Origin of the sequence: Vibrio sp. SCSIO 43133 (assembly GCF_023716845.1) — a bacterium.
In the GTDB taxonomy this organism is placed as follows: domain Bacteria; phylum Pseudomonadota; class Gammaproteobacteria; order Enterobacterales; family Vibrionaceae; genus Vibrio; species Vibrio mediterranei.
Genome location: NZ_CP068025.1, coordinates 1,117,137 through 1,130,451, shown reverse-complemented (window position 1 = coordinate 1,130,451; position 13,315 = coordinate 1,117,137). Strand labels below are relative to the sequence as shown.

The following is a 13,315-nucleotide window of genomic DNA, read 5'->3' as shown; positions in this document are numbered from 1 at the left end:
TGAGCATACATTTCCCAAATTAAAAATAACAGCTCCTTAGGAATTGATAATGTCTTCAACGCAAAGCGCTAGCGGATGGCGAACCCCAAAAAACTTTCTCATCATTATCTCGATTATAGTGCCAATTGCGTTTTCGAGTTGGATGGCATTGCTGAACAACTTCGTAATTGAGAAAGCTAATTTTGATGGTTCCGATATTGGTCTATTGCAAAGTGTTCGTGAGATCCCTGGATTTCTAGCCTTCACTACCGTCTTTGTTTTACTGTTCATTCGAGAACAGAAGTTCATGATTGTTTCTTTGTTACTACTGACCTTTGGCACGGCGATTACGGGTATGTTTCCCTCTGTTGCCGGTTTGCTAATTACGACATTGATTATGTCGACTGGATTTCACTACTTTGAAACACTAAAGCAATCCTTGTCACTGCAATGGTTAAGCAAAGAAGAGGCGCCTGAAGTGCTGGGTAAACTCATCTCTGTAGGAGCATTAGCTTCGCTCTTAACCTATGGCGCGCTATGGGTGATGGTTGAGGTGTTCAAGCTAGACTACGTATGGGTTTATGGAATTAGTGGCGGTATTGGTTTTGTCTTAGTGCTGTTTATTGCCTTGGCTTTCCCACAGTTTAAAACGGAAACCCCTCAGACTAAAAAGCTGGTGCTGCGTAAGCGTTACTGGCTGTATTACGCCCTAACGTTTATGAGTGGAGCAAGAAGGCAGATCTTTACCGTCTTTGCCGGTTTCTTAATGGTGGAAAAGTTTGGTTATAGCGTCTCTGATATCACACTCCTTTTCTTGATTAACTACTTGTTTAACTTCCTATTTGCTAAAAAAATCGGTCGGTTTATTGGTGTTGTTGGTGAACGTAAGGCTCTTATGTTTGAGTATGTTGGACTGATCTTTGTTTTTGTGGGTTATGGACTGGTTCAAACGGCAGAATGGGCTGCGGCGCTTTACGTTATTGACCATCTTTTCTTTGCGCTAGCGTTAGCTATCAAAACCTATTTCCAAAAAATCGCAGACCCAGCGGATATGGCGTCTACGGCGGGAGTATCCTTTACCATTAACCATATTGCAGCTGTTGTCATTCCTGTTACCTTTGGATTCATTTGGCTGATTTCACCTTCAAGTGTGTTCTATATAGGCGCAGGTATGGCCGCGATTTCACTATTGTTGTCACTTAACATTCCTCGAAAGCCCGAAGAAGGCAATGAGGTAAGAGTACTTAACTGGAATTAGGTTCATGCCGAACCGATCCTAGAAACAAAAAAAGCCACTTGGTAACAAGTGGCTTTTGCTTATGGGTTTATCGTAATTAGATGTCGAAACGGTCCGCGTTCATCACTTTGACCCAGGCGGAAACAAAGTCGCAAATAAAGGTCTCTTTGGCATCATCACAAGCATATACTTCTGCCAACGCACGCAGTTGCGAGTTTGAACCAAACACCAAGTCAGAGCGTGTGGCTTTCCACTTGGTTGCACCTGTTGCTCTCTCTAAACCGACAAACTCCGTAGCCTCTTCGTTACTCGGACGCCACTCGACATTCATATCGGTTAGGTTGATGAAGAAATCATTGCTAAGAACACCTTTACGCTCTGTAAGAACGCCATGCTCACTATTGCCGAAGTTTGCGCCTAGAACACGCAAACCACCAATCAAAACAGTCATTTCTGGCGCTGTTAGTGTTAGCAGTTGAGCTTTATCTAGCAGTAAATCTTCTTCAGACACTGAGTAGGCTTTTTGTGCGTAGTTGCGGAATCCATCGACTACGGGTTCGAGAACATTAAAGGATGCTTCATCGGTTTGAGAAGCCATTGCGTCCACGCGACCAGCAGTAAATGGAACCTCAACGTTAGTACCTGCTTCTAGGGCTGCTTTTTCAATCGCAGCGTTACCGCCAAGGACAATCAGGTCAGCAATGGAAACCACTTTGTTACCATGAGCTTGATTGAACTCCTCTTGAATTGCTTCAAGGGTTGCTAGAACACGTTCAAGTTGCGCTGGCTGGTTTACTTCCCAGCTGCGTTGAGGCGCAAGGCGAATACGTGCTCCGTTAGCGCCCCCGCGGAAATCAGAGCCTCTGAAGGTCGATGCGGATGACCACGCGGTGTAAACCAGTTCAGAAATGGTTAGGCCTGAAGTAAGGAGCTTGTGCTTCAATTCTTTAATGTCTGTGTCATCGATCATGTCACCAGAAACTGCAGGTAATGGGTCTTGCCAAATGAGATCTTCACTCGGAGCTTCTTCGCCTAGATAGCGAGATTTTGGTCCCATATCACGATGAGTCAATTTGAACCAAGCGCGTGCAAAAGCATCTGCGAATTGGTCAGGGTTATTGTGGAAACGTTTAGAAATTTCCCCGTAGATAGGGTCCATACGCATTGCCATATCGGCAGTGGTCATGATAGTGGTGACTTTCTGTGATGCATCATGAGCTTTTGGGGCCATATGGTCTTCTGGAACCCCTACAGGTACCCATTGCCAAGCGCCAGCTGGACTTTTAACAAGATCCCAATCGTAGCCAAACAACATATCAAAGTAGCCGTTGTCCCATTGGATTGGGTTTGGAGTCCAAGCTCCTTCGATACCACTGGTTGTTGTGTCATCTCCCAAGCCGCTGCCAAAGTGGTTACGCCAACCGAAGCCCATTTCTTCCATTGGTGCCGCTTCCGGTTCTGGGCCCATCAGTTCAGGATCGCCTGCACCATGCGTTTTACCGAATGTATGGCCACCGGCAACAAGTGCAACGGTCTCTTCGTCATCCATGCCCATTCGAGCGAATGTGTCTCGGATATCACGACCAGAAGCAAGGACGCTTGGTTCCCCGTTAGGTCCTTCAGGGTTAACGTAGATAAGTCCCATCTGTACCGCAGCGAGTGGATTCTCTAGTTGACGATCGCCGGAGTAACGCTCATCGCCTAACCAATCACTTTCCATGCCCCAATAAACGTCTTCCTCAGGTTCCCAAATATCTTCACGGCCACCCGCGAAACCAAAGGTTTTTAGCCCCATTGATTCTATGGAAACATTACCTGCAAGAATAAATAGATCTGCCCATGAAAGAGCTTTGCCATATTTTTGTTTTACTGGCCATAACAGGCGACGAGCTTTATCTAAATTACCATTATCTGGCCAGCTGTTTAGTGGTGCAAAACGTTGGTTGCCTGAGTTAGCACCGCCACGTCCATCCGCCGTACGGTAAGTGCCAGCCGAGTGCCAAGCCATACGAATCATAAAGGGACCATAGTGCCCATAGTCAGCGGGCCACCAGTCTTTTGAATCGGTAAGAACCGTTTCGATAGCTTGCTTAACTTCTTTTAGATCAAGTGTTAGAAATGCCTTCTTGTAGTCGAAGGAAGGATCGTACGGGTTACCTTTTTTATCATTCTGATGAAGAATTCTGAGGTTAAGTTGATTAGGCCACCATTGTCGGTTTTGTGTACCTTTACCACCAACTCGAGTATGACTGCCATGCATCACTGGGCATTGCCCTTTTCCTGCGCCACTATGGTGTTTCATTTTCATCTCCATAATTTGAAATGTCCTTAAAAGCGAATGCGAATAAGGAAAATAACTAACACTGTGCACGTCCATTCCACTGTAATACATCCGATTTTTGTAGTTACAGTATGGTCGTTTGTATCACAATAAAACAACAAAAATGATTGAGTAAAATTGATTTAAATCAAGCAATTAAATAAGAATGATACTCTTTACAATAACTTACAAAATGTAAGGCTATTATGTTTAAATGCTTCAAGAGTGTAAGACACATATTTGTAGGAAAGTGAGAACAGGTGCTATTTTTTCGAAATCAAAAAGCTAGAGAACGGAACAAAAAAAGGGATACCCGCTGAGTAGGTATCCCTTTGGCATTCTTAGATCGCTGTTATGCAACGACTATGAAGAATAGGGTGGTCGCGACAATACCAATCAACGCATATGGGAACTGCGTTACGGCATGTTGCATTGATGTACATCCAGATCCTTGAGCCGATAGCACCGTGGAGTCACTGAAGAAACATGAATGACTACCTGCTGCTGATGCTGACAGCATAGCGGCGATGGTTAAGTGCAGTGGAACACCAATTTGCTCCGCGAGAGGAAGAATAATTGGCATTGCGACCGCAAAGGTCCCCCAGGATGATGCTGATGCAAAGACAAGACCGCCTGTTACTAGGAAGATCAGGGCTGGGAAGTACTGTGCTGACAAGTATGGGCTTACAGTCTCAATTACGTACTGTGTTAGCCCCAATGAGTCGTTAACACTCTTAAGCATAAAGCCGCCAATCACCGTAGCTAGAGGCAGTAACATGACCTTAATGCCATCGTACACTGCATCGAACAGTTCATTCATGGTGACTAGTTTTTGAATGCCGTAGAAACAGATAGTAAAGATAATGGCAACAAACACACCTGCTAATAGGTCAATACCGAAGTACCAAGAGGCTCCGACCAGAACAACCATTGGCAATAGGAAGTTAATTAGTCCCATAGTCGGGTTTGAGTGTGCTTTGATGTCAGCACCAAAGTCGATATCTGTTGCGCCATCTGGTTTAACTTGACCGTTGCGAGCGCGCTCTTCTGCTTTTTTCATTGCGCCTAGGTCTGGCATTTTGCCAATAGCTACGAAGAAAACAATCGCCAACGTTACCCAGCCATAAGCCATATACGGAATGGCTTGAATGTACGCAGCAATACCTTGTCCCGGTTCAGCAACTTCATTGGCTTCCAATAGAGAACTGAAGAAGATAGCCCAAGTAGAAATTGGGACCAGAATACAGATAGGTGCTGCCGTTGAGTCAACAAGATAAGCGAGCTTCTCGCGTGAAACTTGATAGCCATCAGTAATTTTCTTCATTGATGACGAAATCGCAATGGCGTTCAAGTAGTCATCAATGAAAATCAGAATACCTAGAAAAAATGTCATCAATAGCGATTGATTGCGGCTCTTAACTTTGTTCACCAGCATGTCACTGAAGCTAAGGATACTGCCACCTTTTTCTAGAATCGCAATCAGGCCACCCATTAGACCGCAGACGAGAATGATCCATGCGATGGTTTCATTCATCATCACATCCATCGAAATGCCAACGATCTGTTCTACTGCTTGAGTAGGGTCAAGCAGTAGAACACCGGCAATGGTGCCACTGAATAGTGCTTCAACGGTCCGGTGTGTGGTTAATGCAAAGACAAGTACTAACGATGTCGGTAACAGTGCCAACCAGCCGTAGCTTTCGCCTTCGACATGATTGAGTCCAATCGAGGTAAAGGTTATAAACAGGAAGACTATTGTAAGGCTAACCGCCAAATGTTTACTGCTTATTTTGAGCGGCGCCTCCAGCGCCTTTGTCTGCGTAGTCATAAAACTCATTCCTTTCGTTATGCAGAGTGAAGCATCCAATCAATTTCTAACGGTGTAATAATGCGTTCGAATTCGGCCAGTTCACTTCGTTTGCAAGCGAGATACATATCAATAAAGTCTTGAGAGAAAAAGGCACCTAATTCACTGGCTTCAAGCTGTGTCAGTGCATCAGACATACGCGTTGGTAGGTCTACGGCGTTTTCACTAAGAGCTGGTGGACATTGTTCTTGGGTATAGTTATCACTCGCTAATACGGCTGAGAGTACTACTGCAGCGAGAATGTATGGATTGACATCCGCACCTGCGATGCGATGTTCAATACGACGGTTTTTACCATCGCTAATTGGAACGCGAAGGGCTACGCCTCGGTGGTTCTCACCCCAATCCGCTTTTGTTGGTACGTAAGCACCAGGCACAAAACGGCGGTAAGAGTTCACGTTAGGACATAGGAGGGCCATCGCATCCGAAATCTGCGATAACATTGCAGCCATAGTTTGGTAGAACAGTGGGCTTGCAGAGTCATCGTCTTTATTGGTAAACAGGTTATCGCCTTGCTCATCGATAAGGCTGATGTGCATGTGTTGTCCATTTCCTGCTTCTTCAAGGAAAGGTTTTGCCATGAATGTGGCATCAAAACCGTGTTTGTGGGCGATTTGTTTAATAAGACGCTTAGAGAAAATGATTTCGTCACATACGCGAAGTACGTCTTGCGAGTGATTAAAGTTAATTTCAAACTGACCCGGTGCAGATTCTGATAGCGCACCAGCCGTATTTAAACCTTGATCAGCAGCTGCAGCGTTAAGCTCAGCTAGGAAGTCAGCATAATCATCAAGCCCATCGACATCATAAACTTCGGTATCTCTTTCTCGTCGGTTCTTCGTCGGATTAATAGCGGTTTGCAGTTCACCATTTTCACCGCGTTCCTTATCAATGAGGTAAAACTCGAGTTCTAAAGCAACAACTGGAAACATGCCTTTTGAATGCAAAGTATTCAACATACGGTCGATGATGTTGCGGATAAACAAACGGTGAGGGGTTTTTCCGTCATCTTCCATCATGCTGAGTAGCAGTTGTCCGGTACCTTCCTTTGCAGTAGGTAGCAAAGTGCCAGCGACAGGAAAGCAAAGGTTATCAGGTTCGCCAAGATCTTCACCTAATCCTGCTGATTCAACAACAGCACCTTTGGTATCGAGCGTAATAGTAGAAAGAGGAAGAGCAACACCTTTCACTAACTTGTCTAAGGAATCTACTGGTATGCGTTTACCGCGTGGTGTTGCGTTGACGTCCGTGAAAATGAGGTCAACGTACTTAATTTCTGGCCAACTTTGTCGAAAATTTTTAACTTCCTGTAAATAGGTATCCATCTTTACTACTCCTAGTGGCCCCACTCTTTGATGAAAAATTAGCTTAGTGTTTAACAAAAAGAACACAAAAGCCATGTCTTAAATGGGGTTTTTGGCTGTTTTATAAACTTATGTAATTGTTTTTATTGTGATTTGTTTAATTTGGTGATTATTTCGACCTTGTTAAACGTTAACTAATTTGTAACAGTTGATCGCCTTTTGCTCAATATATCGAGCGAAATTAGTGCTTTTTTTGAACAAAATAGAGATCGAAGTCACGATTTGGAACCTATTTTGAACACTTGTGTTGATAATTTTGTACATGGGTTGTACGGTTTTTGTTAAATAAATCAAACGTGAGTGTGACAATGTCTGAGATAAGAAAACCGATAATAGGACTCGTAAGCTGTAAGAAAGAGCTCGCTGGATATCAGATACAGGCATTGAATGAGTTCTACCTTCAAGCAGTGAAAGACTTCGGTGGCACACCAATCATTCTTCCATCTGTAATAGAAGACAGTGAGTTAGATAGAGTGTTGGCGGTTTGTGATGGACTGTTATTCCCTGGTAGTCATTCCAATGTAGCGCCTCATCGATACAACGGTTCACATGAAGAATTAAAGAAAGATGAAGCACGAGATGAATTAGCTATTCAGCTTATACGTCGTGCTATAGATATGAACATTCCGTGCCTTGGTATTTGTCGTGGTTTCCAAGAGATGAACGTGGCGTTAGGGGGAAGCCTAAACCCTGCAGTTCACGAAGCGGGGTTCGATGACCATCGTGAAAACGAATCAAAAGATTTCAATGAGAAGTATGCGCCCGCTCATCCTGTTTATGTTGAAAATGACGGCGTCTTTCAGCAATGGTTAGTGAAAGCAGAGTGGAATCAAACGGAGAAGTTTGAAGTAAATACGCTTCATAATCAGGGGGTTGATAAGCTGGCTACAACCTTAAAAGTAGAAGCTAAAGCACCTGATGGACTTGTAGAAGCTTTTAGTCTGCCTGGTCAAAAATATTTTGTTGGCGTGCAGTGGCACCCAGAATGGCAAGCAAAACACAATCATTTCTCACAAATTTTATTTAAAGAATTTATTATGTCAGCTTCACAGTAATTTAGAGGCTGAATGCATGGATAACCACCAGATTGGTAAAAATATCGCTCAACTAAGAAAAGAGCGAGGACTTTCACAACGAGAACTGGCAGAAAAAGCGGGCATCACCCATAGCGCTATTTCTTCAATCGAGAATGCCAAAGTGAGTCCTTCGGTGAGTTCTCTGCAAAAAATAGTGAACGTTTTTTCGTTGTCTCTTTCAGAGTTTTTTACTCTTGAGCAACAAGAAAACAAAGAGATTAAGGTCGTGGTTAAACCAGAAGACCTCATTGAAATTGGCAGTGAAAATGTCTCAATGAAGTTGGTTAACAATGGCAGCAATAAACAAGAAATCGGCTTTCTTATTGAAGAATATGGGCCTAACAGTACAACGGGCGCATCCAATATCAAGCATGAAGGTGAAGAAGTCGGCACCGTATTAAGTGGTGAAGTTGAACTTGAATATAACGGGGAGACCTACCTAATAAAGGCAGGGGAGTCTTACGTTATTGATACAACGATTCCACATAAATTTACTAATCACTCCGATAAGGCTTGCAGAATGATAAGTGCACACACGCCAAAAGCATTCTAGCGCCTTGAGGTAACCAAGGAGAGCGTATGAAAACGCAGCAACAATGGATTGAACAACGAAATGCTCTAAATATCGAGCAAAGAGCGTTTCTAAATGGTGAGTATACCGCAGCAGCAGATGGCAAGACGCTAGAGGTCGTAAACCCAGCTACCGATGAAATCATTGCTAATATTGCACGTTGCCAAACTGCCGATGTTGATTGTGCTGTAGATTACGCAAGACAAGCATTTAAACAAGGTGAGTGGAGTCAAATTGCTCCAGCGGCGCGTAAAGACGTACTGTTGAAGTTTGCTGCTCTTATTGATGAAAATGTTGAAGAATTAGCGCTATTAGAAACACTTGATACTGGTAAGCCGATTGCACACAGTGTGTCGACGGATATTCCCGGCGCAGCGAAATCTATTCGCTGGTATGCGGAAGCCATCGACAAAGTTTATGGTGAAGTTGCACCTACAGAAAAAGATGTTCACGCCTTTATCTCTCATCAAGCGATCGGTGTTGTCGCTGCTGTTGTTCCGTGGAACTTCCCGCTATGGATTGGTTGTTGGAAGTTAGGTCCAGCCTTGGCTGCGGGCAACAGTGTCATCCTAAAACCATCAGAAAAGTCTTCATTAACGGCAATCTTCTTAGGCAAACTGGCGAATCAAGCAGGTATTCCAGCGGGTGCATTTCAAGTTATTACTGGTTATGGCCATGAAGCGGGAGAAGCGTTGGCACGTCACGAAGATGTAGATTGTATCGCTTTTACAGGCTCAACTCGTGTGGCTGGTCATCTTATGATTGCCTCCGGTGAAACTAACCTAAAACGTGTCTGGGCTGAGGCTGGTGGTAAGAACGCAAATATAGTCTTTGATGATTATGCCGATCTTGACCGCGCAGCTGCAGAAACAGCCGCAGGTTGTTTCTATAACCAAGGTGAAGTATGCGTAGCAGCAACACGCCTTTTGGTTCACGAAAGCATTAAAGATGTATTTATCGATAAAGTGATTAGCGCAGCTCAGGGTTTCATACCTAAAGATCCAATGGATCCCACGTCTTCTATGGGGGCGCTTATTGACCGTGAACACAAAGAAAAAGTGCTCGATTACGTTAAGTTAGGTCAAGATGCAGGGGCTACGCTGCGCTGTGGTGGTGACGCAGGCGGTAAAGGCGCCTTTGTTGAGCCAGTGATTCTCGATAATGTGGACAACAGTATGCGTGTGGCTCAAGAAGAGATCTTTGGCCCAGTGTTATGCGTCATTCCATTTAAAACAGAGCAAGAAGCTATCGCTATTGCTAATGACTCCAAATATGGCTTAGGCGCTGCACTTTGGAGTGACAATATTAATCGCGTACATCGAGTCGCAAAGCAGTTAGAAGCTGGCTCTGTGTGGGTGAACAACTACAACGAGGGCGATATGACCGTCCCATTTGGTGGATTCAAAATGAGTGGTAATGGACGTGACAAGTCGATTCATGCCATCGAAAAATTCACTGAAACCAAGACGACATGGATTCGTCTCCAACCTTAAGCCTGAAGCTGTAATCGAAAGGAATATAACCATGAACAAACATACTGATTCATATTATGCTCACTCAATCCCGAATGTAAGTGAGTACCCACAACTGCAAGACAATATTGAGTGTGATGTGTGTGTCGTAGGCGCGGGTTTCTCGGGTCTTTCCTCAGCTCTTCATTTAGCAGAAAAAGGCTTTAAGGTTGTAGTGCTGGAGAATGCGAAAGTAGGGTTCGGCGCGACAGGTCGTAATGGCGGCCAGATTGTTAACAGTTATAGCCGCGACGTAGACGTTATTGAGAGTCGCTATGGTGAAAAGCAAGCTAAGGCACTGTGTGACATGATTTTTGAAGGTGGTGATATCATTCGCGGCCTTATCGACAAACATAACATTGATTGTGATTTCAAGCAGGGGGGAATGTTTACTGCTCTGAATAATAAGCAATTAAAAGGTCTAGAAGAGCACAAAAAGCACTGGGAACGTTATGGTAACGATCAGCTTCGTATGATGGATGCGAGCGAAGTGGAAGCCGCAGTAGGTACCACAGCTTATAAAGGCGCTCTACTGGATATGCGTGGTGGCCATATTCACCCACTCAAACTGGCGTTGGGCGAAGCAGCAGCTGTAACGGCACTTGGCGGACAAATTTTCGAACAGTCCGGTGTGACTCGCCTGGAAAAAGGCGCCAATCCTGTTGCTCATACAGAAAAAGGCAGCGTAAAAGCGAAATACATCGTTCTTGCAGGCAATGCTTACCTTGGTGGGCTTGCTCCAAACATCAGCAATAAAGCGATCCCGTGTGGTACTCAGGTCGTAGCCACTGAGCCTCTTTCCGAGGCGCAACTTAAAGAGATCTTGCCATCAGATTACTGTGTTGAAGACTGCAATTATCTATTGGACTACTTCCGTCTTAGCGCGGACAAGCGCTTACTATTTGGTGGCGGTGTAGTTTACGGTGCTCGTGACCCAGAAAATATCGAAGGCATCATTCGTCCTAAGATGGAGAAGATCTTCCCACAATTAAAAGGTATCGGTATTGATTATAAGTGGACGGGTAACTTCCTACTGACTTATTCCCGCATGCCGCAATTTGGTGCTTTTGCAGACAACATTTATTACCTACAGGGCTACAGTGGTCACGGTGTTACTTGTACTCACCTTGCTGGCAAACTGTTGGCTGAAGCACTAACCGGACACGCAGAACGTTTTGACGCGTTCGCTGATTTAACCCACATCGCGTTCCCTGGCGGTCGTCATTTTGCTATCCCGATGACAGCGATGGGGGCAGCTTATTACAACTTACGCGACAAACTAGCAATCTAATTCAGAAAATAACAAGAAGTGCCTGCTATGACAGGCACTCAGTCAGCCTCAAACAAAGAATAGATAAAGGAAGATCCGATGAGTAGAGTAGTTAAATTTGCTGCGATGCAGTTAACCAAAACTTGGGATTTAGAAGCGAATCTAGAAAAAATCAAAGGTGCGATTCGCGAAGCTGCGGCAAATGGTGCGAATGTTGTACTACCTCAAGAGCTCATGGCAGCGCCTTACTTTTGTAAGAAGCAAGAAGCCAAGTATTTTGAACTTGCTGAAGAAACGGATAATTCTCGTCTGATCAAAGAGCTTAGCGCGCTAGCTAAAGAACTGAATGTGGTTATACCTGTAAGCTATTTTGAGAAAGCGGGAAACACCTTTTTCAACTCTTTAGTGATGATCGATGCAGATGGTACGGTACTAGAAAACTACCGCAAATCCCATATTCCAGATGGTCCTGGCTATAGCGAGAAATACTATTTCAGCCCTGGTGATACAGGATTTAAAGTATGGAAAACCAAGTTCGGTACTTTCGGTGCAGGTATTTGTTGGGATCAATGGTTCCCTGAGCTGGCACGTTGCTTAGTGCTTAACGGTGCAGAAGCTATTTTCTACCCAACAGCAATTGGTTCAGAGCCACAAGACCTATCTCTGGATTCACGTGACCATTGGCAGCGTACTATGCAAGGCCACTCGGCTGCCAACCTTGTACCTGTTATCGCGTCTAACCGTGTAGGGGTAGAAGTGGATGATGGCATTGAAACTACCTTCTATGGTTCATCATTCATCACTGATCATACTGGCGGTAAGCTGGCAGAAGCTCCAAGAGAAGGTGAAACTATCATCTACGCGGAAATTGACCTACAGGCTACTGCGCAAGCGCGTCACGCGTGGGGATTGTTCCGTGACCGTCGTCCGGACTTATATCAAGACATAATGAGCTTAGCTAAGTAACGAGGTGGACGATGAAACTCGATACGACCCCAAAGCAAGACGGTTTCTATTTTCCTGCTGAATATGAACCAGTAAGAGAGGTCTGGTTGGCATGGCCTGAGCGTCGTGATAATTGGCGCGCTAGTGCAAAACCTGCGCAACAAACCTTTGCCAACGTGGCGAATGCGATTGCGGACGTAGTGTGTGTTTCTGTTGCAGTAAGCTCTTCGCAATATGAAACCGCAAGAAGCATGCTGCACTCGTCCGTCAAACTGGTTGAAATGGCATTCAACGATTCTTGGATGCGCGATATCGGTCCTACTGTTGTAGTGAATTCATCGGGAGAGAGACGCGGCGTCAGTTGGAAGTTCAATGCTTGGGGAGGCGAGTTTAACGGCCTTTACGAAGACTGGAGTGATGACGATAAAGTTGCCGCATCCGTCTGTGATGTGTTGGGAATCGATCATTATCGCGCTCCATTTGTCCTGGAGGGTGGCGCGATTCATACAGATGGCGAAGGCACGTTATACACAACTGAAGAATGCTTATTGAGTCCGGGACGTAACCCAGAACTAAGTAAACAACAGATAGAAGCGCTACTAGCCGAGTATCTTGGTATCGAAAAGGTCGTCTGGCTTCCAAACGGTTTGTTTAATGATGAAACGGATGGGCATGTCGACAACTTACTTCACGTTGTCGCTCCAGCAAAAGTGGTACTCAGCTGGACGGATGATCCCTTCGATCCGCAATTTAAGTTATCACGTGAAGCGCATGCGGCGCTTAGTGCACAAACCGATGCACAAGGTCGAGCCATTGAGATTGTCAAAATCCCAGTTCCGGGTCCTCTTTACTATTCGCAAGAAGAAGCGAATGGAATTGAATCAAGCGATGGTATGAATCGTCACGAAGGGGAGCGACTGAGTGCTTCCTATGCTAACTTTCTGATGGTGAACGGACATATATTTTTGCCATTACTTGATGACCAATATGACGATATTGCTATCGAGATTTTAACAAAAGCGCTTCCCGATTATGAGATTGTTGGCATAGCAACACGAGAAGTTTTACTAGGCGGTGGCAATATTCACTGCATTACCCAGCAGATTCCCGCTTAGGATTCATCTGCTTTTTATCCACAGCATTCCTAGCGAAAGCTAGGAGTAGGAACAAAAGGA

Annotated in this window: 10 protein-coding genes; 7 read left to right on the top strand and 3 right to left on the bottom strand. The window is 44.7% G+C overall.

Annotated elements, in window-relative coordinates; genetic code table 11:
• Positions 1 to 49: 49 nt before the first annotated feature.
• Complete coding sequence (locus tag JKJ11_RS21965) at positions 50 to 1,237, top strand: MFS transporter (RefSeq protein WP_006070386.1); 1,188 nt, start codon at positions 50 to 52, stop codon at positions 1,235 to 1,237.
• A 76-nt stretch (positions 1,238 to 1,313) separates the two neighbouring features.
• Here JKJ11_RS21965 and katG read toward each other — a convergent pair whose 3' ends face one another.
• The 3 genes from katG to JKJ11_RS21950 form a co-directional block, all read right to left on the bottom strand.
• A complete protein-coding gene (gene katG, locus JKJ11_RS21960; RefSeq protein WP_242456578.1) occupies positions 1,314 to 3,518 on the bottom strand; it encodes a catalase/peroxidase HPI in 2,205 nt (734 codons plus the stop codon).
• Between the two features lie 370 nt (positions 3,519 to 3,888).
• Positions 3,889 to 5,364 (bottom strand): Na+/H+ antiporter NhaC family protein, encoded by a 1,476-nt coding sequence (locus JKJ11_RS21955; protein WP_006070388.1) that lies wholly within the window; start codon positions 5,362 to 5,364, stop codon positions 3,889 to 3,891.
• A gap of 17 nt (positions 5,365 to 5,381) precedes the next feature.
• Complete coding sequence (locus tag JKJ11_RS21950; protein WP_006070389.1) at positions 5,382 to 6,728, bottom strand: glutamine synthetase family protein; 1,347 nt, start codon at positions 6,726 to 6,728, stop codon at positions 5,382 to 5,384.
• Positions 6,729 to 7,075: 347 nt separating this feature from the next.
• Between JKJ11_RS21950 and JKJ11_RS21945 the strand changes: the two genes are divergently transcribed.
• The 6 genes from JKJ11_RS21945 to aguA all read left to right on the top strand — a co-directional run bounded on the left by JKJ11_RS21945 (position 7,076) and on the right by aguA (position 13,255).
• The gene (locus JKJ11_RS21945; protein WP_252039198.1) at positions 7,076 to 7,822 is read left to right on the top strand and encodes a gamma-glutamyl-gamma-aminobutyrate hydrolase family protein; all 747 of its coding nucleotides are present in this window, start codon (positions 7,076 to 7,078) and stop codon (positions 7,820 to 7,822) included.
• A gap of 16 nt (positions 7,823 to 7,838) precedes the next feature.
• Positions 7,839 to 8,396 carry an HTH-type transcriptional regulator PuuR gene (puuR, locus tag JKJ11_RS21940; RefSeq protein WP_006070391.1) on the top strand — a complete coding sequence of 186 codons (558 nt, stop codon included), beginning with the start codon at positions 7,839 to 7,841 and terminating at the stop codon, positions 8,394 to 8,396.
• A gap of 26 nt (positions 8,397 to 8,422) precedes the next feature.
• Positions 8,423 to 9,907 carry an aldehyde dehydrogenase gene (locus JKJ11_RS21935; protein ID WP_038227367.1) on the top strand — a complete coding sequence of 495 codons (1,485 nt, stop codon included), beginning with the start codon at positions 8,423 to 8,425 and terminating at the stop codon, positions 9,905 to 9,907.
• A gap of 31 nt (positions 9,908 to 9,938) precedes the next feature.
• Positions 9,939 to 11,216, top strand: a complete 1,278-nt coding sequence (locus tag JKJ11_RS21930) for an NAD(P)/FAD-dependent oxidoreductase (protein WP_088877992.1) — start codon at positions 9,939 to 9,941, stop codon at positions 11,214 to 11,216.
• Positions 11,217 to 11,294: 78 nt separating this feature from the next.
• Complete coding sequence (aguB, locus tag JKJ11_RS21925) at positions 11,295 to 12,161, top strand: N-carbamoylputrescine amidase (protein ID WP_031493990.1); 867 nt, start codon at positions 11,295 to 11,297, stop codon at positions 12,159 to 12,161.
• A gap of 11 nt (positions 12,162 to 12,172) precedes the next feature.
• Complete coding sequence (aguA, locus tag JKJ11_RS21920) at positions 12,173 to 13,255, top strand: agmatine deiminase (RefSeq protein ID WP_252039197.1); 1,083 nt, start codon at positions 12,173 to 12,175, stop codon at positions 13,253 to 13,255.
• Positions 13,256 to 13,315 lie beyond the last annotated feature (60 nt).

What these genes read in the sequence shown, in the direction of transcription:
- JKJ11_RS21965 (WP_006070386.1), top strand. Translation starts at nt 50, where the DNA reads ATGTCTTCAACGCAAAGCGCTAGCGGATGGCGAACCCCAAAAAACTTT.
- katG (WP_242456578.1), bottom strand. Translation starts at nt 3,518, where the DNA reads ATGAAACACCATAGTGGCGCAGGAAAAGGGCAATGCCCAGTGATGCAT.
- JKJ11_RS21955 (WP_006070388.1), bottom strand. Translation starts at nt 5,364, where the DNA reads ATGACTACGCAGACAAAGGCGCTGGAGGCGCCGCTCAAAATAAGCAGT.
- JKJ11_RS21950 (WP_006070389.1), bottom strand. Translation starts at nt 6,728, where the DNA reads ATGGATACCTATTTACAGGAAGTTAAAAATTTTCGACAAAGTTGGCCA.
- JKJ11_RS21945 (WP_252039198.1), top strand. Translation starts at nt 7,076, where the DNA reads ATGTCTGAGATAAGAAAACCGATAATAGGACTCGTAAGCTGTAAGAAA.
- puuR (WP_006070391.1), top strand. Translation starts at nt 7,839, where the DNA reads ATGGATAACCACCAGATTGGTAAAAATATCGCTCAACTAAGAAAAGAG.
- JKJ11_RS21935 (WP_038227367.1), top strand. Translation starts at nt 8,423, where the DNA reads ATGAAAACGCAGCAACAATGGATTGAACAACGAAATGCTCTAAATATC.
- JKJ11_RS21930 (WP_088877992.1), top strand. Translation starts at nt 9,939, where the DNA reads ATGAACAAACATACTGATTCATATTATGCTCACTCAATCCCGAATGTA.
- aguB (WP_031493990.1), top strand. Translation starts at nt 11,295, where the DNA reads ATGAGTAGAGTAGTTAAATTTGCTGCGATGCAGTTAACCAAAACTTGG.
- aguA (WP_252039197.1), top strand. Translation starts at nt 12,173, where the DNA reads ATGAAACTCGATACGACCCCAAAGCAAGACGGTTTCTATTTTCCTGCT.